Origin of the sequence: Vreelandella arctica, from assembly GCF_037070215.1 — a bacterium.
GTDB lineage: Bacteria > Pseudomonadota > Gammaproteobacteria > Pseudomonadales > Halomonadaceae > Vreelandella > Vreelandella arctica.
Genome location: NZ_JBANSN010000021.1, coordinates 46268 through 69464, shown reverse-complemented (window position 1 = coordinate 69464; position 23197 = coordinate 46268). Strand labels below are relative to the sequence as shown.

20 protein-coding genes, 5 tRNA genes and 2 pseudogenes are annotated in these 23197 nt (G+C 55.4%); 11 read left to right on the top strand and 16 right to left on the bottom strand.

The genetic code is table 11. From position 1 onward, the window contains the following. Positions 1–108 precede the first annotated feature (108 nt). The 3 genes and pseudogenes from V8L70_RS16610 to ttcA all read left to right on the top strand — a co-directional run. Positions 109–489 (top strand): annotated as a pseudogene (locus V8L70_RS16610) (tRNA 2-thiocytidine biosynthesis protein TtcA); the annotation flags it as partial. 14 nt (positions 490–503) lie between these two features. Further along, on the top strand, positions 504–1448 hold the full coding sequence (locus V8L70_RS16605; protein WP_193092942.1) for an IS5 family transposase: 945 nt from the start codon (positions 504–506) through the stop codon (positions 1446–1448). A 422-nt stretch (positions 1449–1870) separates the two neighbouring features. Continuing rightward, positions 1871–2578 (top strand): annotated as a pseudogene (ttcA, locus tag V8L70_RS16600) (tRNA 2-thiocytidine(32) synthetase TtcA); the annotation flags it as partial. Here ttcA and fnr read toward each other — a convergent pair. The 11 genes from fnr to ccoN form a co-directional block, all read right to left on the bottom strand. Beyond that, positions 2571–3317, bottom strand: a complete 747-nt coding sequence (gene fnr, locus V8L70_RS16595; RefSeq protein ID WP_101147532.1) for a fumarate/nitrate reduction transcriptional regulator Fnr — start codon at positions 3315–3317, stop codon at positions 2571–2573. The pseudogene ttcA and the gene fnr sit on opposite strands and share 8 nt — an antisense overlap. A 103-nt stretch (positions 3318–3420) precedes the next feature. Then, entirely contained in the window at positions 3421–4860 is a 1440-nt protein-coding gene (gene hemN, locus V8L70_RS16590; RefSeq protein ID WP_101147531.1) for an oxygen-independent coproporphyrinogen III oxidase, read from the bottom strand. Between the two features lie 88 nt (positions 4861–4948). Beyond that, entirely contained in the window at positions 4949–5644 is a 696-nt protein-coding gene (locus tag V8L70_RS16585) for a sulfite exporter TauE/SafE family protein (protein WP_101147530.1), read from the bottom strand. Continuing rightward, positions 5641–5886 (bottom strand): cbb3-type cytochrome oxidase assembly protein CcoS, encoded by a 246-nt coding sequence (gene ccoS / locus V8L70_RS16580; protein ID WP_101147529.1) that lies wholly within the window; start codon positions 5884–5886, stop codon positions 5641–5643. Before ccoS ends, V8L70_RS16585 begins: the two co-directional genes overlap by 4 nt. Beyond that, a complete protein-coding gene (locus tag V8L70_RS16575; protein ID WP_101147528.1) occupies positions 5883–8342 on the bottom strand; it encodes a heavy metal translocating P-type ATPase in 2460 nt (819 codons plus the stop codon). Before V8L70_RS16575 ends, ccoS begins: the two co-directional genes overlap by 4 nt. After that, a complete protein-coding gene (locus tag V8L70_RS16570) occupies positions 8339–8872 on the bottom strand; it encodes a FixH family protein (RefSeq protein WP_101147527.1) in 534 nt (177 codons plus the stop codon). Before V8L70_RS16570 ends, V8L70_RS16575 begins: the two co-directional genes overlap by 4 nt. 6 nt (positions 8873–8878) lie before the next feature. Beyond that, the gene (gene ccoG, locus V8L70_RS16565; protein ID WP_101147526.1) at positions 8879–10318 is read right to left on the bottom strand and encodes a cytochrome c oxidase accessory protein CcoG; all 1440 of its coding nucleotides are present in this window, start codon (positions 10316–10318) and stop codon (positions 8879–8881) included. Positions 10319–10467: 149 nt separating this feature from the next. Next, complete coding sequence (gene ccoP / locus V8L70_RS16560) at positions 10468–11397, bottom strand: cytochrome-c oxidase, cbb3-type subunit III (protein ID WP_101147525.1); 930 nt, start codon at positions 11395–11397, stop codon at positions 10468–10470. Next, positions 11394–11618 carry a CcoQ/FixQ family Cbb3-type cytochrome c oxidase assembly chaperone gene (locus V8L70_RS16555; RefSeq protein ID WP_035585415.1) on the bottom strand — a complete coding sequence of 75 codons (225 nt, stop codon included), beginning with the start codon at positions 11616–11618 and terminating at the stop codon, positions 11394–11396. Before V8L70_RS16555 ends, ccoP begins: the two co-directional genes overlap by 4 nt. Positions 11619–11621: 3 nt before the next feature. Further along, the gene (gene ccoO / locus V8L70_RS16550; RefSeq protein WP_088699417.1) at positions 11622–12230 is read right to left on the bottom strand and encodes a cytochrome-c oxidase, cbb3-type subunit II; all 609 of its coding nucleotides are present in this window, start codon (positions 12228–12230) and stop codon (positions 11622–11624) included. 19 nt (positions 12231–12249) lie between these two features. Beyond that, positions 12250–13674, bottom strand: coding sequence for a cytochrome-c oxidase, cbb3-type subunit I (gene ccoN, locus V8L70_RS16545; RefSeq protein ID WP_101147524.1), 1425 nt, complete (start codon positions 13672–13674; stop codon positions 12250–12252). A gap of 164 nt (positions 13675–13838) precedes the next feature. Here ccoN and V8L70_RS16540 point away from each other — a divergent pair, with 164 nt between their 5' ends. The 6 genes from V8L70_RS16540 to V8L70_RS16515 all read left to right on the top strand — a co-directional run bounded on the left by V8L70_RS16540 (position 13839) and on the right by V8L70_RS16515 (position 15305). Next, entirely contained in the window at positions 13839–14594 is a 756-nt protein-coding gene (locus V8L70_RS16540) for an alpha/beta fold hydrolase (protein WP_101147523.1), read from the top strand. Between the two features lie 70 nt (positions 14595–14664). Further along, positions 14665–14740 (top strand) — tRNA-Val (locus V8L70_RS16535). Positions 14741–14809: 69 nt separating this feature from the next. Beyond that, a tRNA-Asp gene (locus tag V8L70_RS16530) sits at positions 14810–14886 on the top strand. A gap of 58 nt (positions 14887–14944) precedes the next feature. Beyond that, positions 14945–15021: transfer RNA gene (locus tag V8L70_RS16525), tRNA-Asp, on the top strand. 52 nt (positions 15022–15073) lie between these two features. After that, a tRNA-Val gene (locus V8L70_RS16520) sits at positions 15074–15149 on the top strand. Between the two features lie 79 nt (positions 15150–15228). Beyond that, positions 15229–15305 (top strand) — tRNA-Asp (locus V8L70_RS16515). Between the two features lie 116 nt (positions 15306–15421). Here the strand turns inward: V8L70_RS16515 and V8L70_RS16510 are convergent. The 4 genes from V8L70_RS16510 to glcD all read right to left on the bottom strand — a co-directional run bounded on the left by V8L70_RS16510 (position 15422) and on the right by glcD (position 19808). Beyond that, positions 15422–15823, bottom strand: a complete 402-nt coding sequence (locus V8L70_RS16510) for a heme-binding protein (protein WP_008955984.1) — start codon at positions 15821–15823, stop codon at positions 15422–15424. Between the two features lie 86 nt (positions 15824–15909). Next, positions 15910–17142 (bottom strand): glycolate oxidase subunit GlcF, encoded by a 1233-nt coding sequence (gene glcF, locus V8L70_RS16505; RefSeq protein WP_101147522.1) that lies wholly within the window; start codon positions 17140–17142, stop codon positions 15910–15912. A 14-nt stretch (positions 17143–17156) separates the two neighbouring features. Further along, complete coding sequence (gene glcE / locus V8L70_RS16500) at positions 17157–18257, bottom strand: glycolate oxidase subunit GlcE (RefSeq protein ID WP_101147521.1); 1101 nt, start codon at positions 18255–18257, stop codon at positions 17157–17159. 51 nt (positions 18258–18308) lie between these two features. Then, entirely contained in the window at positions 18309–19808 is a 1500-nt protein-coding gene (glcD, locus tag V8L70_RS16495) for a glycolate oxidase subunit GlcD (RefSeq protein ID WP_101147520.1), read from the bottom strand. A gap of 215 nt (positions 19809–20023) precedes the next feature. On the opposite strand from glcD, the gene glcC reads away from it, so the two are divergent. Then, complete coding sequence (gene glcC / locus V8L70_RS16490) at positions 20024–20803, top strand: transcriptional regulator GlcC (protein ID WP_101147519.1); 780 nt, start codon at positions 20024–20026, stop codon at positions 20801–20803. Positions 20804–20862: 59 nt separating this feature from the next. Beyond that, positions 20863–21387: a gamma carbonic anhydrase family protein gene (locus tag V8L70_RS16485; RefSeq protein ID WP_101147518.1), complete on the top strand. Its 525-nt coding sequence runs from the start codon at positions 20863–20865 to the stop codon at positions 21385–21387. A 96-nt stretch (positions 21388–21483) separates the two neighbouring features. Here the strand turns inward: V8L70_RS16485 and V8L70_RS16480 are convergent, their stop codons facing one another. Beyond that, on the bottom strand, positions 21484–23175 hold the full coding sequence (locus V8L70_RS16480; RefSeq protein WP_101147517.1) for an L-lactate permease: 1692 nt from the start codon (positions 23173–23175) through the stop codon (positions 21484–21486). Between the last annotated feature and the right edge of the window lie 22 nt (positions 23176–23197).

Below are 23197 nucleotides of genomic sequence, written 5' to 3'. Positions count from 1 at the left end.
CAGCACGGTGGGTTTTGGCAATAACGGGCTTGCGAAAGCCAACTTGCACGGGGCGAATGATCAAAAAGTGCTCGCTGGCGGTGATAGGGAAAGTGTCGGCGCCGGCTTCACGGATTCAGGTTAAAGGCAATGCCTCCTAAGCTGCTAAGTGATGATCGCAGAAATATTGTAATAAGACCGCTTTCTTATTGTCGTGAGAAAGATATTGCTAAGCTGGCATCAATTGTAGAATTTCCAATTATTCCATGTAATCTTTGTGGTTCTCAGGAGAACTTACAAAGACAGAATATAAAAAACATGTTGGCAGGCTGGGAAAAACAAAAAGCGGGTTGTATTGAAAACATATTTAACGGTATCCAGAATGTAAGTCCAAGCCAACTAGCTGACTTAAATCTTTTCGATTTCCACAATCTCGATATCGACAGGTCTAGGGAGGCTCTGAAAAAGTCTCTGCCTTCAGCGATAATACGAACATCGTCAACTGCATAGGGTTCAGTGCTGCCATGGATCAGATCACCTTCTCCGAAGCCGAGTACCAGAACAAAAAGCGAAAGACTCGCCGCGAACTCTTTCTGGAGCGGATGGACAAGCTGATCCCCTGGACGCAGCTGGAGAAGAAGGTAGCCCGTTATTACCCCAAGGGCGAGAGCGGGCGGCCTCCGTATCCATTGTCTGCCATGCTTCGAGTTCACTGTATGCAGTTGTTCTACAACTTGAGCGATCCGTCAATGGAAGATGCTCTCTACGAGATCGAGTCCATGAGGCATTTCGCCGGTTTGAAGCTAGACCGATTGCCGGACGAAACGACGATTCTCAAGTTTCGTCATTTTCTAGAACGACACAGCCTTGGCAAGGTGCTGTTCCAGGAAGTGAACAAACACCTGGCGAAAAACGGCCTAATGTTGCGCGAAGGCAGCATTGTTGATGCCACTATCATTTCTGCGCCTAGTTCTACCAAAAACAAACATGGCAAGCGCGATCCGGAGATGCACCAGACTAAAAAAGGTGGCTCCTGGCACTTTGGTATGAAAATGCACATAGGTGTCGACGACAAACTTGGGTTGATTCACAGCATCGACACCACGGCTGCTAATGTGCATGACATTGTGCCTGCCGATAAGCTGCTTCACGGTGAAGAGCAGCGCGTCTTCGGTGATGCCGGTTACCTGGGCATTCAAAAGCGAGACGAGCTCCATCACCGCTGCGACGTCTCTTGGTATATTGCCAGACGGCCTGGCACGCGAAAGAAGTTGGATGCCAAGCAACAGAAAGTCGAAAAGATCAAAGCCAGCATCCGAGCCAAGGTGGAGCACCCTTTTCGGTACATCAAGCAAGTCTTTGGTTATGGCAAGGTTCGCTATCGTGGTCTTGCTAAAAACACCCAGCGCCTGCACCTGCTGGCGGCGTTCAGCAACCTGCTGATCAGTGAAAAATACCTGTGGGAATAGGGCTATTGCGCCCGTTTTCCGCTTAATGAGCGGTTAACGGGCAAAAAATGCACAAAGAACGGGAAAATAGTGCCTAAATTTGCAATTTTTTATCAGCTCAAGTGAGCGTTGACGAATATCGGTAATTATTCAGACCTTCCCTAGTAAAGTCATCTCGAACCATACTGGCAGTGTAGATGTTTCTTCGACCAATTTTATAGAAGCAATCAACCTATGATTTTGTAAAGAATACATTGGTGTATCTGGGCTGTCTTTGGTTATATTTTGATCAACTGCATTTGCTTAAAGCTTTTTTTTACAAAAAATGAATTTTTTGTATGGCTTGTGTTTGTTTTCTTTAGAAGAAAGAAAATTAAGTGACTGTATTGTAATGCTTTACTCACTCACTCACTCTTCCTCTTTTAAAAAAATTTGGCATATAAGGCAAGGACAGCTATACGATGCTGGAGATTTTGCGCAATTTGCAGCGCAATGCGCCGGTCAATTTCTCACTGGTGGCGGTCAATCTGGATCAAAAACAGCCCGGTTTTCCCGAGCACGTGCTGCCTGCGTATCTGGATAAGCAGGGCGTGGAATATCACATTGTCGAGCGTGATACTTATTCGGTGGTGAAAGAAAAAACGCCAGAAGGTAAAACGACTTGTGCGCTCTGTTCACGCCTGCGCCGCGGTTCGCTGTACGGGTTTGCTGAAGAGATTGGCGCCAATAAAATCGCCCTGGGCCACCACCGCGAAGATATCCTTGAAACGCTGTTTCTCAATATGTTCTTTGGCGGCAACTTAAAAGCGATGCCGCCTAAGCTGCTTTCTGATGATGGTAAAAATATCGTCATTCGGCCGCTGGCTTACTGCAAAGAGGCGGATATTGCCGAGTTTTCACGGATGATGGAATTTCCGATTATTCCCTGCAATCTATGCGGTTCGCAGCCCAATATGCAGCGCCAGGTCGTCAAAGAGATGCTCGCTGAGTGGGACAAAAAATTCCCCGGCCGTCTGGAAAGCATGTTTAAGGCGGTAACTAATATTGCGCCTTCCCAGCTGGCGGATCGCAGCCTGTTTGATTTTGAAGGGCTAGAAGCCAAACAGGCAGAGCTATTGGCCGGGCGCATTCAGGCATTTAACGTCAGTTAACCGTTTGCTGCTCCTCTTCGGCGAGGGTGATTAAGCGCTGCATATCAAGAATATTGACCTCTCGCCCGGACACCGCCACTACGCTCTGCTGCTGAAAGCGGCTTAAAATACGGCTGACGGTTTCCACCGCTAAACCCAAATAGTTGCCGATATCGGCCCTGGGCATGGAAAGGCGGAAACTGTAGGGCGAGTAGCCACGGCGACGAAAACGATCCGAAAGTGTTATTAAAAAGCTCGCTAGCCGCTGGTCGGCAGTTTTACGTGACAGCAGGCGCATCATGCGCCGGTCATCGCGTAACTCTTTGCTCATGCTGCGATACAGTTGGCCACGCAGTTCGGGCAACTCCTCTGAGAGTGAGTCCAAGCGATCAAAGGGAATCTCGCAAACGGTGGTCGTTTCCAGGGCAATTACACTTCCTGGGTAGTGCTCCTCATCAATCCCGTCCAACCCCACTAGTTCGCTCGGGAGGTAGAAATTGGTCAGTTGTTCGCTGCCGTTTCCCTCTGATGTGACTTGTTTCAAACTGCCCGAACGTACCGCATAAACGCTGGTAAAAGTATCGCCTTGGCGAAATAGTGGCTCGCCTTTTTTCAGCGGTGCGCGACGACGAATAATGGCATCGAACTGGCCCATATCGTCTATCTCAAGGGCAAGTGGCAAGCATAGTGAGCTCAAGCTGCAGGTTTGGCAGCGAGCTTCATGGAGTAGCGAGCGTCGGCGGCTCATGGGTTCCAACATGCATAACTCCTTGAGTAGCGTCGTGAGTGGCAGGTAATCATTACGCCGTGCTGAGGTAGGCTTCTCTTAGTATGGAAGCTTCATTTCGTTAGCGATAGCTTGTTTACACAATCTTTGAGTAGTGCTTGCCTGATTGCTGCGGCAGGTGAGCATCAAACGCCATGGCTAAGTGACGAATCAGCAGCCGTCCCATGGGCGTCGCGCTAAGCTGGTCGCCGCTGCGCGTCAGCAGGCCATCTCGCTCGGCGCCCTGTAAGTGCTCAAGCGCTTGCGCAAAGTAACGCGGGGCATCAATGTTCCAGCGTTGACCGATGGCGGCCAGATCAATGCGCATATCACACATTAGTCGCTCAATAACGTCCCGGCGGATCAGGTCATCGTCACTTAAGCGCAGCCCACGTACGGTTGCCAATTGGCCTTGATCCAGCGCTGCTTCATAGCGGGCCAGATCGCTAGGGTTCTGTGCATAGACGTCATCGACGCGAGAAATCGCCGACACGCCAAGCCCGATTAAGTCGCACTGGGCGTGACTGGAGTAGCCTTGAAAGTTGCGCTGGAGCGAGCCTTCGCGCTGGGCGATCGCCAAGCTGTCATCAGGACGAGCAAAGTGATCCATGCCGATGTGCACATAACCGGCCGCGGTGAGCATCTCAATCGTGGTGCGCAGAATCGCCAGCTTCTCTTCGCTGCCCGGCAGGTCATCGATGTTAATCCGCCGCTGGGGGGCAAAGCGCTCGGGCATGTGGGCGTAGTTAAACACAGAAAGCCGTGCGGGATTTAACTCGATCACTTGGCGCAGGGTGTCTGCAAAGCTTTTTTCAGTCTGAAAGGGTAAGCCGTATATTAAATCGAGATTGAGCGAACGAAAGCCCAGCCGGTGTGCTTCATCCATCAGCGTCTCGGTGAGTACCCGTGGCTGAATACGGTTAATGGCTTTCTGCACCAGCGGGCTTAAGTCCTGCACGCCTAAACTGATGCGATTGAAACCGAGCGACTGCAGGTGGCGCAGCGTAAATACGTCCGCTTCGCGAGGGTCGATTTCAATCGCGTAATCGCGATCAGACGCGGACGAGAGACCAAAGCGCGCGTCCAGGCGATCAATCAAGTCGCCCATCTGGTTCAAGTTAAGAAACGTCGGTGTTCCGCCACCCCAGTGCAACTGCTTCACCGGTCGTGTGGTATCCAGGTGGCGAGCGGTCAGCACCATTTCACGGTCAAGCCGGGATAGGTACGGCTCGGCCAGGGCGGTGTTCTTGGTGGCGATTTTATTACACGCGCAGTAAAAGCAAATTTTGCGGCAGAAGGGGATATGCACATACAGCGAAAGAGGACGTTGGCTGGCATTGCTGCGCTCTAACGCCTGAGTCAAATCGCTCGGGGTAAATTGGTCGTGAAACGACAACGCCGTGGGGTAGGACGTATAGCGCGGGCCGCTGGTGTCGTAACGGCGCAGCAAGGCTTCATCCCATTTTTTCTGCTCCGGTGCTGCCCCGGCCATGGTTGAAGTCATCGTAGAAGAAGCCGCGAGGGCATGAACGGGCATGAAGTGACGCTCCGGCGTTAAAAGTGGCGTTAAAGCTTTGATGCCAGCCTAACGCGCGGCGCCGATATAAATATTGAGCCATGTCATGTTAATGAAGGTTGTGTGCTGTGAGTGTCCACAGCTGCCACAGCGCAAAAGCAATGATCGTCAGCGCGGCCACGCTGCGCGTTGCCGGGTGACGAATCAGGTGGCTTAACTGGCGCGCGGCAAGCCCGGTGGCCAGCAGCGCAGGTAGCGTGCCCAGTCCAAAGGCGCCCATCAATAGTGCGCCCTGGAGCGGGTCGGCAATTGCTAAGCTCCAGGCCAGCATGGAGTAGACCAGCCCACAGGGCAGCCAACCCCATATCGCCCCCAGCGCAAAGGCTTGGGGTAAATGAACTACGGGCATTAAACGTCGCCCTACCGGCTCGATAAAGCGCCATAGGCGGCGGCCTATCGCTTCAACTTTAAGCAGCCCTTTCCACCAGTTGGCGATATACAGCGCCATCAGGATCAGCATCAGCGCCGCAAACACTTGTAGCAGCATTCGCGCCGTGGCAGAGAGGGAAAATAGCGTGCCTAGTAGGGCTACCAGCGCGCCTGCGCTCATGTAGCTAGTGATGCGACCTGCGTTATAGCTGAGCAGCAAGCCACCCATACGCGCCGGATGACGCATGCTGGGGGGCACTGCAAAAGTGAGCGCGCTCATAATGCCACCACACATGCCAATGCAATGGGCGCCGCCCATCAAACCAAACACGAACGCCGCCAGCAGTGGCGGCAGGTCAAGGCCGGTTGGATTCATGGCCGGGGCTCTTGGTCGTCGGGTGAGTGTGTGTCGGAGGGGGCAGCAGGGCGGTGCTTGGTCTGCTGCCGCTGGCGTCGCTGTTCGGGGTTGAGGTCATTCTCATCTTCATCAAACAAAATGCGGTGCGCCGGGCCTTCCAAGTCGTCGAACTGATCATTTTTCACCGCCCAGAAAAATGCCCAGACGGCGAGGCCCAGCAGAATCAGTGAAAGCGGAATGAGTAGATACAGAATCGTCATGCGGTTACCGGTGTTGAAGCGCTTGGCGAAGAGGCGGGCGGCGTCGTACGCCAGCGTGACAGCCGCAGCGCGTTACCCACCACCACTAGCGAGCTGAGCGACATACCAATGGCCGCCATCCAGGGTGGCACCAGCCCCATGGCCGCCAGCGGCAGCGCCGAAAAGTTGTAGCATACTGACCAGATCATGTTCTGGCGCATGATACGCCGGGTCGCGCGGGAAATCTCGATAGCCTCAAAAATCCGCATCAGGCGTGGGCTGAGCAGCACCGCGTCGGCGCGGGTGCGGGCTAAGTCCGTCGCACCGTTCATGGCAATTGCCACATCAGCACCGGCTAACACCGGCACGTCGTTGATGCCGTCACCAATCATCACCACGGTTTCGCCAGCGGCTTGAAGCTCTTTCATCCGGGCCAGTTTGCCTTCTGGGCTGGTGCCTGCGTGCCACGTCGTTATGTTGAGTTGGTTGGCCAGGCTCTCCACAGCATCGACGGTATCACCGGAGAGCAGCTCCACGGTTAGCCCCTGGGCCTGTAGGGCTTTGATCGTGGCAGCAGCGTCATCACGAATGCCATCATGAAGACCAAACCAGGCGCGGGGTTCGCCGTTTTCGCTCAGCAGCAGCCATTGCCCCCTGGCGGGTGCCGAAATGGGTTCTCCAGTGGAAAATTCTGGTTTGCCCAGCTTCCAGCGCGCGCCGTTTAGCGTGCCCTCTAGTCCTTGACCGGTATGGCTATGAATATCTTTTGCCTGAAGCGTTGCATCCCGAAACGGACGAAAGGCGCGGGCGATAGGGTGTTCTGAGTGGGCTTCGAGCGCCGCGGCAATCGCCTGGGCACGCTCGGCGGTTAATTCGCCGAACGGTTTGGTCTGGGTCAGGTGCATCTCGCCGCGGGTGAGCGTGCCGGTTTTGTCAAAGATTACTCGGGTTACGTTGGAGAGCGTCTCCATGGCATCGGCACGGGTGATCAACACGCCGCGCTTGCGCAGTTGACCATGGCCTGCGGTCAGGGCCGCGGGGGTGGCCAGCGCCAGCGCACAAGGGCAGGTCACGACCAGCACCGAAAGTAGTACCCAGAGCATCCGCGAGGGGTCGATAAACCACCAGGCGATGGTGACGCAGGCGGTTACCACTAACAGGCGGAGCACAAATAGGTGGGCCATGCGTGCTGCCATCTGGGCCAGCCGCGGGCGGCTGGCAAAGGCGCGGTCGGTGAGATCGACAATGCCCGCCACTCGGGCATCGCGCCCGGCGTGGGTAACACGGATCACCAGCGGATTTTCCATGTTCTGGCTACCGCCGGTAATGCTGTCGCCCACCCGGCGGGTGACCGGCAGGTATTCGCCGGTCAGCATGGATTCATCCAGGCTCGATTCTCCCTCCTCAATCACGCCATCGGCAGGCACGCCGTGGCCGGGCTTGATCAGGACTCGATCATCCGGGGCGAGTTCGCTCGCGGGTAGAATGCGTTCGCTGCCGTCGCTTTCCAGCCGCGTGGCCGAGATCGGCAGCACGCCACTCAGCACATTGCCGCTATGCCCACTACGGCGCCTGGCTCGGCCTTCCACGTAGCGCCCAAACAGCAAGAAAAAGGTGAACATGGCGACCGAGTCAAAATAGACCTCGCCGACGTTAAACAGCACCGCATAGCTGCTGGCAAGATAAGCCCCACCGATCGCCAGCGATACTGGCACATCCATACCCAATACACCGGTGCGCAGGTCTCGCAGGGCATTACGAAAGAACGGCTGGGCGGAAAAAAATACTACCGGCGTTGCTAAGGCAAACGAGAGCCAGTGGAACAGCGCGTAGAAATCGTCGCTGATTTCACCGGGACCGGAGACATAAATGGGGATCGAGAACATCATCACCTGCATCATGCCTACTGCAGCGATGATCAATCGACGCACGTTCATGCGCTCTTCATGCTGCATGCGTGCTTGGGCTTGATCCGGTTCGTAAGGCTGAGCGTCGTAGCCAATTGCAGCCAGTTCGGCTAGTAGTTGCGAGAGTTTAAGCTGCTGCGGGTCCCAGCTCACGCGCAGTCGGTGGTGGGTTAAATTCACCGCGCTGGTGGTAATTCCCTCCAACGCATTCAGGCGGTGTTCAATCAGCCACGCACAGGCGGCGCAGGTAATGCCTTCAATGGCGAGGGTGGCTTTGACATTGCCCTCATCACCATCAGGGTGAACAAACTGCGCTTGCAGGCCGGGATCATCAAATACCGACCACGTGTCCGCTTTGGCGGCTTGGCGTTCATCGGGGCGTTCGGGAAGTTCGGTTCGGTAGCGGTAGTAGCTCTCTAGCCCGCCATCGACAATGGCATGAGCCACCGCTTCGCAGCCGGGGCAGCAGAGCGGGTGGGTGTGGTCATCCAGGGTAATCGTCCAGGGTGCCGCAGCGGGCACCGGGTTACCGCAGTGGTAGCAGTCAGAGGCAGGCACGGCGTTGCTCATTCGCTTTCTGGACGCCCTCCTGGCAATAGCGCGACGCTATTTTCATTAGGGAACGTCGCTTCACCCGTCAGACGCCAGTCGGCATCTTCTAGTGCGGGCTGAATCTGTAGGTACCAGCGGTAGCGCAGGTTGTCAGGGCCCTGGGTGATATAGCGGCCGTCACGGACATGCTCCAGTATGAACGATTGATCACGGTCATCCTCGGTAGGGAAGATGAGGTCCAGATAGAGCTTGTCGGGACGCGCATCGCCGCTTAAATCAACCACGATGTCGCTGGTCATCGGATCAAGACGTAGCTCGGCGCTTAAGTTCAGAGTGCGCGCCTGCTCCTGCTTGGCAAGTACCATATTAATGGCTTTGCCATGCTCGTAGTAATCCTCTTGCACTACCATGCCATCAAAACTTTTAACTGACATAACGGCAAAGGTTATGCTGAACATAATGGATGAGAGCAGAATGCCGATTAGAAACCATGGCCAAAACTGCTTGTACCAGGGGATCACCTTCTCGCTAGAGGGTAGGGATGACATCGTCGTTTATCTCCTAATATCGCCCAGGAAGCGGGCATCCCGCTCAAGGCGAATACGTTCGTCTTGCTGAGCCTGCAGTGTGAATACAATGTCGTGACTGGGTTGCTGTAGTTCGTCAGGGCTAGCGGTCACTGTAACGACTTCTAAGCGCGACTCACCCGCAGGCACGTCAATCATATTGCTATCTAAGGCTAAACTGGGCAGCCCGGAAACGCTCAGCTGGTAAGTGTGATCCTGGTCATCAAGGTTACGAATGGTCAGGGTAAACACATTACTAATCAGGCCGTCGCGGGTCGTTTGGTAAAGTTGGGTGCGCTCGCGCTCAGCGTCAAAGTTAAGTGGCATGCGGTCATTAATCGCCCAGGCAAAAGTGCCTATCATTAGCACCAATGCGGCAAAGTAGCCTAGCAGGCGAGGGCGCATGATATGGCTCTTTTTGCCCTCAAGCGCGTTTTCGGTAGTGTAGCGTATCAGCCCCCGCGGGTAGCCCATTTTGTCCATTACGCTGTCGCAGGCGTCGATGCAGGCGGCGCAGGTGATGCACTCATACTGCAGTCCGTCACGGATATCGATACCGGTAGGGCATACCTGAACGCAAAGATCGCAATTGATACAGTCGCCGTATCCTGCTTCACGGGCCTCTAGATGGCTCAGGCTTTTAGGGCGATGGCCACGGGGTTCACCACGGGACTCATCGTAGGAGACAATCAGTGTGTCACGGTCAAACATCACCGATTGAAAACGGGCATAGGGGCACATATAAATGCACACCTGTTCACGCAGCCAACCCGCGTTCAGGTAAGTGAATACCAGGAAAAAGCCCACCCAGAAGTAGGACCAGCCATGGGCTTCAAGGGTGGGGAGCTCTGTCACTAAATCACGAATTGGCGTGAAGTAACCCACAAAGGTGATGCCGGTAGCGAGCGCTATCAATAGCCAAGCAGTGTGCTTAGCAGTTTTTCGCCAAGCCTTATCCGCCGTCATCGGTTGATTGTCGAGCTTGATACGCCGATTGCGCGAGCCTTCGATGCGGTGTTCAAGCCAGATAAACAGAAAGGTCCAAACGCTTTGCGGGCAGGTATAACCACACCACACCCGGCCCGCAAAAACGGTAATAAAAAACAGCCCAAAAGCACAAATGATCAACAGCCACGATAGCAGTATGAACTCCTGCGGATAGAACGTGGCGGTAAAGATATGGAATTCGCGATTAGGCAGATCGAACAGAATGAGGGGCCGGTTGCCAACATTGATCCAGGGCAATAGGAAAAACATCAGCATTAACGCCCAGTTAGTACTGCGGCGTAGTTTCTGGAAAATACCTTTAATTTCTCGCACATAAATGTGACGCCGTTTGGCGTACATTTCCTGAGTAACCGGTTGTTGTGGAGGCGTGTGATGCCCCACCGGATTCGGCGTGACGTCTTGGGTTGGTATCTTTTCCATGGCGGTATTCCCGGCTCAGAAGGCAGGAGAGGTAGCACCCCCAGTCTCATGAAGGCGAGTGCATGGTCAATATTGTATCGGGTTGTGCATAAAGAAAGGGTGCGGTTTGAGGCCGCACCCTTTCTTGGCGAGTATGGCTGAGCAGTTAATCAGTCCGCTAAGCGCAGGCTATACACGTAGGCGGCGACCAGGTGAACACGCTCTTCACCAATATAAGCCGCTTGCGCTGGCATATGACCGTTACGGCCATTGCGTAGCGTTTGACGGATGGAGTCACCTACTTCTTGGCCGGGCGCCAAGTAGAGCCAGGTATTGTCGGTCAAGTTAGGCGCGCCGAGGGCTGTATTACCCGTGCCGCTTGGGCCGTGGCAAGCCGCACAGACTGCTGTGAAAGTGCTTTCGCCCTGTTCAGCTTGTGCCTCGTCATGCGCTTCATCAGACAGTGAGAGCACGTATTGAGACAGGTTCTCAATATTGTTTTGCCCCAGCTGCTGCCAGGAAGGCATCAGACCGTTACGGCCATTCGTCAGCGTTTGAACGATATTGTCGGGCTCTCCGCCGTACAGCCAGTCGTCGTCGGTCAGGTTGGGGAAGCCGTAACCGCCCTGAGCGTTGGAACCGTGACACACCGCGCAGTTGTTTTGGTAGATACGTTCAGCAACCTGCATCGCCTCGGGATCTTCGGCAAGCTCAGGAATGGGCACTTCCTGATACTGGGCAAAAATCGGTGTGAAACGCTCTTCGGCCTGAGCGACTTCCTCTTCCCACTGGCCCTCTTGCGACCAGCCCAGTATCCCCGCGTAGTTGCCCAAGCCGGGATAAAACACCAGGTAGCCCAGTGCAAAGACCACCGTCAAGACGAATAGCTGAAACCACCACTTTGGCAGTGGGTTGTCATACTCTTCGATGCCATCGGCGGCATGGCCCGTGGTTTCAACGTTACCGTCCGCGTCAGGCGTTTTATCGGTGCGGCGGTTGGCCAGTAGTATCCATACGCTCAGCGCGATCGTGCCCAGCGTAATGATAATGATCCAGGCGCTCCAGAAGCCGGATAGGGAGTCACCCCATAGATTGTTCATAACTTCTTATCTCCCCTGTCGTCGCGGGAATGCGCTTCGCTGTCGCGTTCACGCGAAGCGTGCTTGTCACTGGTCGGTAGCTCATCGTCGTCGGCAAAGGGCAAATTAGCCGCTTCGTCGAAATCTGGCTTGCGTCGCTTGGAGTACGCCCAGAGGGCGATGCCAATAAACGCGAAAATCAAGATTAGCGTGATGAGACCGCGAAAAGTTCCCGTATCCATAACTTAGCGAGTGCCCTCGAGCACGGTTCCCAGCTGCTGTAGGTACGCGACCAGGGCAGTGATTTCCTGAGTACCGCGAACATCGTCAGTTGCGTTGGCAATATCTTCGTCGGTGTACGGCACGCCTAGCTGGCGCAGGGTGCGCATTTTAGCGGGAGTAGCGTCACCATCGAGGGTATTTTCAAACAGCCAGGGGTAAGCCGGCATAACCGATTCAGGGACTACATCTCGGGGATTGTAGAGGTGAGCACGGTGCCAGTCGTCGCTATAGCGGCCGCCAACACGCGCCAGATCTGGCCCGGTACGCTTGGAACCCCATAGGAAGTTGTGCTCGTAAACCTGCTCACCTGCCACATTGTAGTGGCCGTAGCGCTCGGTCTCCGCGCGGAACGGACGCACCATTTGCGAGTGACAGCCCACGCAGCCCTCGCGGCGGTAGATGTCACGGCCTTCCAGCTCCAGAGCAGACAGCGGCTCCAGGCCTTCAACCGGCTCGGTGGTCTGCTTCTGGAAAAACAGCGGCACCACCTCAGCCAAGCCGCCGAAACTGATCACGACAAGGATCAACACGGCAAGCAGGCCAACGTTTTTTTCGACAATCTCGTGTTTCATTGGTCTCAACTTCCCCGGTTTAGGCAGCTTGTGGCGCTGAATGGCTGATAGCCTCACGACGTTTAACGGTCATGTACACATTGAACGCCATGATCAGCATACCGGTGACCCAGAAGAGGCCGCCGATTAAGCGAACAAAGTAGCCCGGCCCGCTGGCTTCAACGGATTCAACGAAGGTGTACATCAAGGTGCCGTCAGGGTTGATCGCACGCCACATCAGGCCCTGCAGAATACCGTTTACCCACATGGAGGCGATATACAGCACGGTACCGATCGTGGCCAGCCAGAAGTGCACGGCGATCAGGTTGACCGAGTACATTTCAGTGCGACCGAATACGCGCGGGATCAGGTGGTACATTGAGCCGATAGTGATCATCGCTACCCAGCCGAGCGCACCGGAGTGAACGTGGCCAATGGTCCAGTCCGTGTAGTGCGACAGCGCGTTGACCGTTTTAATGGCCATCATCGGGCCTTCAAACGTCGACATGCCGTAGAACGATAGGGCCACTACCAAGAAGCGCAGTGTCGGATCCGTGCGCAGCTTATGCCAGGCGCCTGACAAGGTCATCATGCCGTTGATCATGCCGCCCCAAGAGGGCGCCAACAGGATGATCGACATGATCATGCCCAGCGACTGTGCCCAGTTCGGCAGCGCCGTGTAGTGCAGGTGGTGCGGACCTGCCCACATGTAAATCATGATCAGCGCCCAGAAGTGGACGATGGAAAGACGGTAAGAGTAGATCGGTCGCTCAGCCTGCTTCGGCACGAAATAGTACATCATGCCCAGGAAGCCAGCGGTCAGGAAAAAGCCTACCGCGTTATGGCCGTACCACCACTGCACCATGGCATCCACCGCACCAGCGTAGATCGAGGTGGAGTACATTGGGGTAACCGGGATCGCCGCGTTGTTGACGATATGCAGCACTGCAACGGTTAAAATAAACGCCGCAAAGAACCAGTTCGCCACATAAATATGCGACGTGGTGCGCTTTTTAATCGTCATCAGGAACACGATGGCATAGCTGATCCAAACGACTGCAATCAATATATTGATCGGCCACTCTAGCTCAGCGTACTCCTTGGTCGTGGTGTAGCCCATGGGGAGCGACACGATCGCTGAGATAATAACGGCTTGCCAGCCCCAGAACGTAAAGGCCGCCAGCCTGTCCGAGAATAGCCGTGTCTGGCACGTTCGTTGGACAACGTAATAGGACGTTGCAAAGAGCGCTGAGCCACCAAAGGCGAAGATAACGGCGTTAGTATGTAACGGACGCAGGCGCCCGAAGCTAGTCCAAGGTAGGCCGAGGTTCAGCTGCGGCCAGACCAGTTGGGAGGCAAGGATAACGCCAAGCGCCATACCTACGATGCCCCACACAACGGTCATAATCGCGAACTGCCGAACCACCTTGTAATTGTAGGTCGGGTGTTCCAATGCTGTGCTCATTTCATGTTCCCATCGAACGCGGTTAGGGGGTAACCCGTGGCATTTTGCACGGATGCGGCCACCCGCTTGATGATGCAGGTCAAGATCCGACGAGGATTCTAGCGCAGCCGAGGCTTAAGCTGAACATGCCAATAGGTTAATCATTGAATTATTAGGAGCGGTGCATGTCACATTACGCTTTGTCTGACTATATTTCGCTAACGCCAGACGCATTAAACGAAGAGACTCATCTCGACTCAAACGGCTGTTATCTGGTGCAGGGCATGGGGCCGTTGGCGGTTCATGGTGAGGCCAAGATAGGACGCTTGCTGTTTGCCCATGGCGCTGGCGCCGGCCAGCAGTCCGCTTTCATGCGTCAATTTGTCACCTCTTTGGCTGGGCGGGGCATACAAGTTCTATGTATTGATTTCCCCTATATGCAGCAAATGCAGGAAACCGGCAAGCGACGCCCACCGCCGCCGATCGCGCAGACGCTTGCCCAGTTTGCCGAGTGGTATGCGCTACTTGATTCCCTGTTTGACGGGCCGCTGTGGGTTGGGGGGAAATCAATGGGCGGCCGCGTGGCGACGCTGTTAGCCAGTCAACAACCGTGCCCTGGTGTCGTGGTGGCCGGTTACCCGTTTCATCCCACCAAAGTGCCGGAAAAGCTTCGTTTGGAACACTGGCCGACGATTACTTGCCCCATGCTAGTGATACAAGGCGAGCGAGATCCTTTCGGTACTCAGGAGGAGGTCACAAGCTATACGCTGCCCGCTAATGCACAGCTGGCTTGGCTGAAAGATGGCGATCACGATTTCAAGCCACGGCGCTCTTCTGGGCTAACGCAAACGTTTTTGATTGACGAAGCCACCCAGGTTGCGGCATCCTTCGTCCGCGTTCACAGCCAAGGCTTGAAAGAAGAGGGCAACGCGCTAGCTTAAAAGCAGTTTTTAAGCGCAGCATGTTGACATTGAAACAACCTTCTGTAGAATGCAGCGCCACGTGACCAGCGGGTGGTTAGCTCAGTTGGGAGAGCACCAGCCTTACAAGCTGGGGGTCACTGGTTCGAACCCAGTACCACCCACCATATTTAGTAATCGCTAAAATGGTTGGAATCGTGAAGTAAAAAGTAAGATTAAGCTTTGATGTGCATAACGGACCGGTAGTTCAGTCGGTTAGAATGCCGGCCTGTCACGCCGGAGGTCGCGAGTTCGAGTCTCGTCCGGTCCGCCAACATCAAATCAGTATCTGCTTTATGAGCAAGTAGCATTAAAGTACGTTATCGCTATTCGGACCGGTAGTTCAGTCGGTTAGAATGCCGGCCTGTCACGCCGGAGGTCGCGAGTTCGAGTCTCGTCCGGTCCGCCACGATAACTGCTAAGCAAGGTTGATAAGTGCCTGTAGGACTTATTAGCAGATTGGGTGGTTAGCTCAGTTGGGAGAGCACCAGCCTTACAAGCTGGGGGTCACTGGTTCGAACCCAGTACCACCCACCATCGCCTACCATTTAAAGCGCCTCTGAACCGCTGCAAATGCTATGCATACGATGGTTGTAGTAGTAATGCGCCTTAACGTGGACCGGTAGTTCAGTCGGTTAGAATGCCGGCCTGTCACGCCGGAGGTCGCGAGTTCGAGTCTCGTCCGGTCCGCCATTAAGCGTTTAGATTGAAAATGTAATATCGGCATCAGCCGAACGAATTCCAAAAAAAGCCCGGATCATTGATCCGGGCTTTTTTATTGCGTGCAGCCCGTAGGCTGCACGCTAGCCTTAGCCGATAGCGCTGACACCCGCTTTGGCAACTTGTACGTCCTGGTCGGGTTTAACGCCGGAAATGCCCACGGCACCCACCACATGGCCATCCACTGTGATCGGCACGCCACCTGAAAGTAGACCCTGCAGCGGCGCAGAAATAAACGCTGTACGGCCGCCGTTAATCATCTCTTCAAATACCTGGGTCTCTTTACGACCTAGCGCTGCGCTGCGCGCTTTTTGCGTGGCAACATCGGCACTGAAAGGGGCGGCACCATCTAAGCGGCGCAGGCCCAATAAGTGGCCGCCGTCGTCGGTTACTGCGATAGTGACCGGCCAGTTATTGCTGTCGGCTTCTTTTTGCGCCGCGTCTAATACATTGATGACATCGGCTTGAGCGAGGATGGCTTTTGTTTGCATGGTGTAATCCTTTTTAAGGCAGGGAGTGAGTCGCCGCGCTATTAAGTAGCAGCGCGGCGGTAGGGGTTAAAGAGTAACCACTAGCGCTAGGGAAGTGCCGCATCGACGATTTCAACCCAGTGGCGCACCGGCGTACGGTTGGCGCCAGCCAAGTGGGTTTGACAGCCGATATTGGCAGTGACAATCATCTCTGGATTACCGGCCTCCAGGGCATTGAGCTTATTGTCGCGCAGTTGGGTGGCAATTTCCGGTTGAGTAATCGAGTAAGTGCCCGCCGAGCCGCAGCAGAGGTGCGCATCCTGCACCGGCGTTAACGAAAAGCCGAGCTTGGTGAGTACGCCTTCCACTGCACCGTTAAGCTTTTGCGCGTGTTGCAGCGTACAAGGGCAGTGAAATGCCAGCCGCTTGGATTCTTTAACGTTCAATGCTTCCAGGGGCTCATCGCGCAAGATTTCGACAATGTCTTTGGCCAAGGTGCTGACCTTTTGCGCTTTAACGGCGTACTCAGGATCATCCTTGAGCATATAGCCATACTCTTTAACAAAGGCGCCGCAACCGCTGGCGGTTTGAACGATGGCTTCAGCGCCTTGTTCAATGTAGGGCCACCAAGCGTCGATATTGGCGCGCATACGAGCCCGCCCATCGTCCTGGGCGTTGAGGTGAAAATCAACCGCGCCACAGCAGCCTGCTTCAGCCACCGGCGTTACACTAATGCCGAGCCGATCTAGGATCCGCGCGGTAGCCGCATTGGTATTGGGTGACAGCCCCGGCTGCACGCAGCCTTCCAGAATCAGCACTTGCCGGGTATGACGGTGCGCATCAGGGCGTACGCCTGCATCTATCGGTTCAGCGGGCATTTTATTGCGTAGCTTGCTAGGCACCAGCGGCTTAAAGGTTTGACCCAGCTTTAGCAGCGCCTGAAAGCGTTTAGGTTCGACCATCATCTTACGCAGCGCATAGCGCTGAGCCCGCTCGCCAGCAGGGCGGGGCACCCGGCGCTCAATTTCGGCACGGCCAATGTTGAGCAGCTTGTGGTACTCCACGCCTGAAGGGCAGGTGGTTTCACAGTTAAGGCAGGTCAGGCAGCGGTCAAGGTGCAGGCGAGTCTCTTCGGTGACCTGGTCGTCATCGTCGCGGCTCTCAAGCAGCTCCTTCATTAGATAGATGCGTCCGCGGGGGCCGTCACGCTCATCGCCCAACAGCTGGTAGGTGGGGCAGGTGGCGTTACAGAAACCGCAGTGAACGCAGGTGCGCAAAATGCTATCTGCTTCCTGAATGTGCGGCTTCTGACGGTCGGCATCGGTAAATTGCGTCTGCATGTCAGCTCTCCTGATTAAAACGCCGCATAAAGACGACCGGGATTGAATATGCCATGGGCATCCAGCTCCGCCTTTAAGTTACGATGATATTTTTCCACCACCGCATTCAGCGGTGTGAAAGGCTCAACGGCGCCGCCCTGGGCATGGGGTGTGTAACAGGTGGCATGGCCGCCTACTGCTTTGCAGGCGGCGCGCAGCGTATCAGCGTCCAGCGCTGTTTTTACCCAGCGCTGACTGCCTGCCCAGTCGTAAAAAATATCGGTTTCGGCAATATCCAGGTTCAGCGGCGCGGTATTGGGCGGCAGCGATAGCCGCCACAATGCTTGGCCGTCGTTGAGCTGGAAAAATGGATGGCTATGGTCGCGTAGGGATGTCCAGAAGCTTGGATCAAGCGATTCGCCGCCTAAGCGCTCCTGGGTTGCCTGTACTGAGCTTTTACCCCCCTCTAGGCGCAGAAAGAGCTCACCGTTATGCCAGGCAGCCGCCGTGATCGGTAGCGGCTGACGGCCCAGCTCGGCCAGCTTTTTCAGCGCATCGTTAAGGTTGAGCGATAAACGCAGGCTGTGCGTGGCGTTAGGGATCGGCAGCACCTTAAACGAAATATCGGTCAGTACGCCAAGCGTTCCCTGGGCGCCAGCCATCATGCGCGAAAGATCGTAACCGGCGACATTCTTCATCACTTCGCCACCAAAGCGCAGCAGCTTGCCCTCTTGAGTGATTATCCGTGTGCCGAGCACAAAATCCCGCGCCGCACCCGCCCAGGGGCGGCGTGGGCCGGAAAGGCCGGTCGCAACGGCACCACCAATGGTCGAGGCTTCGCCAAACATGGGCGGCTCAAACCCTAACATTTGGTGTTTTTCTGCCAGCGCAGCTTGAAGGGCGCTTAGCCGCGTGCCAGCGCGCACGGTGACGATCAATTCCACCGGGTCGTAGCTGACAATGCCACTATGTTCGGCCATCTGCAGCGCTTGGCCTTCCACCGGTCGGCCATAAAAAGCGCGGGTATCTCCGCCTACAATACGTAGCGGAGTGCGTGCGTCATATGCACTGCGCACCTGCTCACACAGCGTGTCAGCGATATCGCGGTCGGCGGCATGCATCGCTAGTTCGGTCATGGTCTATTCCAATATTTATTTTGCCTAGTGGTTATCTTGACTAGGTCACTATTAAAAACGGGGCAGATCCGGGTGCGGCAGTTCGTTATTGTGAACATGCATGGCGCCAAACTCTGCGCAGCGCGCCAGGGTTGGAATATTCTTGCCGGGGTTGAGCAGTCGCTTAGGGTCAAATGCCGCTTTCAGGGCATGAAAAACGCTAATCTCATCCGGCTGGAACTGGCTGCACATTTGGTTGATCTTTTCGCGCCCAACACCGTGCTCACCTGTGATCGAGCCGCCTGCCGCGACACAAAGCTCAAGAATCTTGCCGCCCACCTCTTCGGCAAGCGCCAACTGTCCCTCTTTATTGGCATCAAACAGGATCAGCGGGTGCATGTTGCCATCACCTGCGTGGAATACGTTGGCAACTGCCAGGCCGCTTTCCTCGGAAAGCGCGGCAATGCCTTTGAGTACGCGGGGGAGTTCGCGGCGTGGAATCGTGCCGTCCATGCAATAATAATCGGGTGACATACGGCCCACTGCAGGAAAGGCATTCTTACGCCCGGCCCAGAACTTGGCGCGCTCGGCTTCATCGCGGGCCTGCTGGATATTGGTGGCCCCAGCTTTTTCAAGTACCCGCCGTACGGTATCGCAATCGTCGTCCACGTCGGCTTCTACGCCATCCAGCTCGCAGAGCAAAATCGCTTCGGCGTCGAGGGGGTAGCCTGCTTTGACAAAATCTTCGGCGGCTTTGATGGCAAGTTTATCCATCATCTCCAGGCCGCCGGGGATAATGCCAGCGGCAATAATGTCGCCCACGGCGCGTCCCGCTTTTTCGACATCGTCGAAGCTGGCCATCAGTACTTTGGCGGTTTCGGGCTTGGGCAGCAGCTTAACGGTAATTTCGGTGACCACGCCAAGCATGCCTTCTGAGCCATTCATCAACGCCAGCAGATCAAAGCCGGGCGCATCGAAAGACTCGGCGCCCAAGGTCATGTGCTCTCCCTCAATGGTGAGCACGTCGACGCGCATCACGTTATGCACTGTCAGGCCGTATTTGAGGCAGTGTACGCCACCAGCATTTTCGGCCACGTTACCGCCGATCGAGCAGGCAATTTGCGAGGAGGGGTCCGGCGCGTAGTAAAGTCCGTAAGGCGCAGCAGCTTCAGAAATTGCCAGGTTACGCACGCCAGGCTGAACCCGCGCCATGCGGGCATCGGGGTCCACACTCAGTATTTTGCTAAAGCGCGACATGACCAGCAGCACGCCTTGCTCCAGTGGCAGCGCGCCGCCAGAAAGGCCAGTGCCCGCGCCGCGGGTAACGACGGGCACGCCCAGCGCATAGCAGCGCTTCAGCAGCCCTTTTACCTGCTCCAGGGTTTCAGGCAGTGCCACCAGCATCGGTAGCACGCGATAGGCCGCTAGCCCATCGCACTCAAAGGGGCGGAGGTCTTCTTCACGGTGCAGCAGCGTCATATCCGGGACCGCTTGCTGCAGGTCGCTCAAGACCTCGCTTTTATCTCGCTGAACCAATTCGCCGTCCAGACGCTCATCAAAGAGGATATTCATCACGACATCCCATGCTTATTATCATTAAAGGCAAACGTTGAAAATTTAGGCGCATACCGCCAGCTAGCATGGCCTCAATTTGAGCTTTTTTTATCCATCTGTCTAGGTGGTGGTGCATTGGTCTGACCAGTAATTGGTCGACAGTGATGCCTTCTTTGTTTAGTACTGGGTGAAGTGCTGGCAAGCTGGTCATATTGCCCATCAGGAGAGTTACCATGGCAGCAGAAAATCAAGCCTTGTCACCCGGGCAGCGAAGGCCGGATCAAGTGGCCACCCGGCTTGAGCGGCTTATTCTTGATGGCGTTTTTCGCCCCGGCCAGCTGCTTCCTTCGGAACGACGGCTGTGTGACCGGTTGGGCGTCTCCCGCGCATCGCTGCGCGAGGGATTAAGAATTCTGCGCAGCAAAGGAATTATCGATACCCGGCAGGGCCACGGCTCAACGGTAGCTACGCTACTGCCCGTCAGCAATCAAAGCCCTTTAATGCACTTGTTTAAAGACCATCCACGTACGCTGTTTGATCTGCTGGAAGTGCGTGCTTTACTGGAAGGGGAGTCGGCGTGGTTAGCGGCAAACAGAGGCACTTCCGCCGACCGAGTGTTGATCACGCGGCGTTATCGTGAAATGGCCGACTACGTGGAATCAGCCGAGACGATCGATGTCGAGCGTCTTGCCAGGCTCGATCACGCTTTTCATTTAGCGGTTTCCCAAGCCTCGCACAACCCGGTACTGGTACACACGCTGCAAAGCCTGACCGACTTACTGCTTAGCTCGGTTTTCGCTTCGGTCAAACACCTTTATCATTTGCCGGTACCGCGGGCGATGATCAATCAGCAGCATGCCCAATTGCATGATGCCGTTGTCAGCGGCGAGGCGGCGCAGGCAAAACAGGTAGCGCTGGAGCATCTCTCCAGCATTAGCCAGCTGCTGCGTGATTTAGAGGTAGAGCATGATCGGCTGGAGCGCTCCTCCATGCGCCTTGAAGAGTGGCAGTAGAAAAGCCAAGCACCAAGGGCCAAGAGTCCAAAACACCAATAACAACCCAGGAGGTTAATGTGGCACTTTATCAATACGGCGAGCATCGCCCAGAGGTTCACGACGACGTTTACATTGCGGAAACGGCAGATGTTATCGGCCAGGTCACCTTAAAGGCGCGCTCAAGCGTTTGGTATCAAGCCGTGTTGCGCGGTGATACCGACCATCTTGAAGTAGGTGAGGAGAGCAATATCCAGGATGGCGCCGTGCTGCACGCAGACCCAGGCTTTCCGCTCAAGGTAGGTAAAGGCGTAACGGTAGGGCACCAGGCGATGCTGCATGGCTGCACCATCGGTGACGGCTGCCTGATTGGTATCCAGGCGGTCGTGCTTAATGGTGCGGTGATCGGCGAGAACAGCTTGGTGGGTGCCGGTGCCTTTATTAAGGAAGGCGCAGTGTTTCCGCCCAACTCGCTAATCGTCGGCTCGCCGGCCAAGGTAGTGCGGGAGCTTTCCGAAGAAGTCGTGGCGGGACTGAAGAAGAACGCTCAAAGCTATGTTGAACGCGGCAAACTCCATAGCCAGCAGCTAAAACGCATTGATTAACGCGTAAAACTAGATGTGCTAAATAGCAACCCCCCAGGCCTTGGCCTGGGGGGTTGCGTTTCTAGCATCGTTATTACCGCCAGTTCTACTTCATGGTCACATTAACGGATCCGTTACGCCAATCACGTAGAACGCAATGAGAGCGATGATACCGGTAAAGATAAGGTAGTAGATCGTCGGCAGAATCGTCTTACGGATGGTGGCCCCTTCACGGCCGAGCAGGCCCACCGTTGCTGATGCCGCAACCACGTTGTGGATAGCGATCATATTACCCGCCGCCGCACCGACTGCTTGTAGTGCCACCATCATGGAGGTGGAAAGGCCCAGGGTTTCAGCAACACTGAACTGGAATTCTGCCAGCATCAGGTTCGAAACCGTGTTGGAGCCTGCGATGAAGGCGCCCATCGCACCGACCGCCGGGGCAAAGAAGGGGTAGATGCCGCCAACACTGTCGGCCACCGCCTGTGCCATCATCACCGGCATCGAGACCAGGTCCGCACCGTTAACGCCGGAGTTGATCAGGATACGTACCATCGGCACGGTAAAGATCAGCACGAAGCCAGCACCAAAAATGGTTTTAGTGGATTCCGACACCGCTGCGCTCATCTTTTGCGGATTCATGCGATGCAGGAAGTAGGTCACGATAACCACGGCCAGGATGATACCGCCCGGCAGGTAGAGCGGCTGAACACCGCCGCTAACACCCGCTTCACCCAGAATATTGTTCCAGCTAAGGTTAATCGAGGTCAGCGCGACGCGTAGCGGTTCGATGGTGCGCGAAGCGACCAGGAATAGCGCCAGCAATACGTAGGGTACCCAGCCTTTGAAGGTGGACATCGGGGCTCTGCCGACAACGTCATCCAGCTTGATCTGCAGGTTGCCGATCCACTCGTCTGGCCACGAAGTCGATTCAGGGAAGTCCCAGGTATCTTTAGGCATCAGGAAGCCGCGTTTGGCCGCCGGAACCACAATCGCCAAGCCTACCATCGCGCCGATCATCGACGGGAACTCAGGGCCAAGCAGCACGCCTACCAGCATGTAAGGCACCACGAAGCAGATACCGGTGAAGATGGCGAAGGGAGTAATCGACAGCCCCTCTTTCCAGGAGCGGTTAGCGCCGAAGAAACGCACCATGACGGTGACCAGAATCAGCGGCATTAAAATACCCACGATGCCGTGAGTGATCGCCACTTCGCTGGTTACCAGTTGGAAGAAGACATCCCAGCTGGAGCCTACCGAGTCAAGTTCAGTGGTAATGCCCGCCCGATCCAAGCCGCTACCAACACCCACCACAATAGGTGTACCTACTGCGCCAAAGGAGACCGGTGTTGATTGGATCATCATACCCACGACGACTGCCGCAAGAGCCGGGAAGCCGAGCGCGACCATCAGCGGTGCCGCCACGGCGGCTGGTGTACCGAAGCCAGACGCGCCTTCGATAAAGCAGCCGAACAGCCAAGCAACAATCAGCGCCTGTACGCGACGGTCAGGGCTAATACCGGAGAAGCCATTACGGATAGCCGTAATACCGCCGGAGTGCTTAAGCGTGTTAAGCAGCAGGATGGCACCAAAAATAATCCATAAAAGGCCAGCGGTTTGGATCAAGCCTTGAATGGTGGAAGCCGCGACACGGCTAAACGACATATCCCAAACGGTTAAGCCAATGATGGCGGCTGTCAGGAAGACGAGAGGCATCGCTATCTTGGCAGGTATTTTAAACCCAACGAGTAAAATACCGGCCATCAACAGCGGCAAGAAGGCCAGAAGTGCAAGTATCGTTTCATTCATGGAAGGAACTGCCCCTTGTTAT

Bases quoted from the DNA above. Each gene is read 5' to 3' on its own strand.
- ccoP (WP_101147525.1), bottom strand. From the start codon at position 11,397: ATGAACAATCTATGGGGTGACTCCCTATCCGGCTTCTGGAGCGCCTGG.
- ccoG (WP_101147526.1), bottom strand. From the start codon at position 10,318: ATGGAAAAGATACCAACCCAAGACGTCACGCCGAATCCGGTGGGGCAT.
- glcF (WP_101147522.1), bottom strand. From the start codon at position 17,142: ATGCAGACGCAATTTACCGATGCCGACCGTCAGAAGCCGCACATTCAG.
- hemN (WP_101147531.1), bottom strand. From the start codon at position 4,860: ATGCCCGTTCATGCCCTCGCGGCTTCTTCTACGATGACTTCAACCATG.
- glcC (WP_101147519.1), top strand. From the start codon at position 20,024: ATGGCAGCAGAAAATCAAGCCTTGTCACCCGGGCAGCGAAGGCCGGAT.
- glcE (WP_101147521.1), bottom strand. From the start codon at position 18,257: ATGACCGAACTAGCGATGCATGCCGCCGACCGCGATATCGCTGACACG.
- ccoN (WP_101147524.1), bottom strand. From the start codon at position 13,674: ATGAGCACAGCATTGGAACACCCGACCTACAATTACAAGGTGGTTCGG.
- V8L70_RS16540 (WP_101147523.1), top strand. From the start codon at position 13,839: ATGTCACATTACGCTTTGTCTGACTATATTTCGCTAACGCCAGACGCA.
- ccoS (WP_101147529.1), bottom strand. From the start codon at position 5,886: ATGACGATTCTGTATCTACTCATTCCGCTTTCACTGATTCTGCTGGGC.
- V8L70_RS16480 (WP_101147517.1), bottom strand. From the start codon at position 23,175: ATGAATGAAACGATACTTGCACTTCTGGCCTTCTTGCCGCTGTTGATG.
- glcD (WP_101147520.1), bottom strand. From the start codon at position 19,808: ATGAATATCCTCTTTGATGAGCGTCTGGACGGCGAATTGGTTCAGCGA.
- V8L70_RS16570 (WP_101147527.1), bottom strand. From the start codon at position 8,872: ATGTCATCCCTACCCTCTAGCGAGAAGGTGATCCCCTGGTACAAGCAG.
- V8L70_RS16575 (WP_101147528.1), bottom strand. From the start codon at position 8,342: ATGAGCAACGCCGTGCCTGCCTCTGACTGCTACCACTGCGGTAACCCG.
- V8L70_RS16555 (WP_035585415.1), bottom strand. From the start codon at position 11,618: ATGGATACGGGAACTTTTCGCGGTCTCATCACGCTAATCTTGATTTTC.
- ccoO (WP_088699417.1), bottom strand. From the start codon at position 12,230: ATGAAACACGAGATTGTCGAAAAAAACGTTGGCCTGCTTGCCGTGTTG.
- fnr (WP_101147532.1), bottom strand. From the start codon at position 3,317: ATGTTGGAACCCATGAGCCGCCGACGCTCGCTACTCCATGAAGCTCGC.
- V8L70_RS16605 (WP_193092942.1), top strand. From the start codon at position 504: ATGGATCAGATCACCTTCTCCGAAGCCGAGTACCAGAACAAAAAGCGA.
- V8L70_RS16510 (WP_008955984.1), bottom strand. From the start codon at position 15,823: ATGCAAACAAAAGCCATCCTCGCTCAAGCCGATGTCATCAATGTATTA.
- V8L70_RS16585 (WP_101147530.1), bottom strand. From the start codon at position 5,644: ATGAATCCAACCGGCCTTGACCTGCCGCCACTGCTGGCGGCGTTCGTG.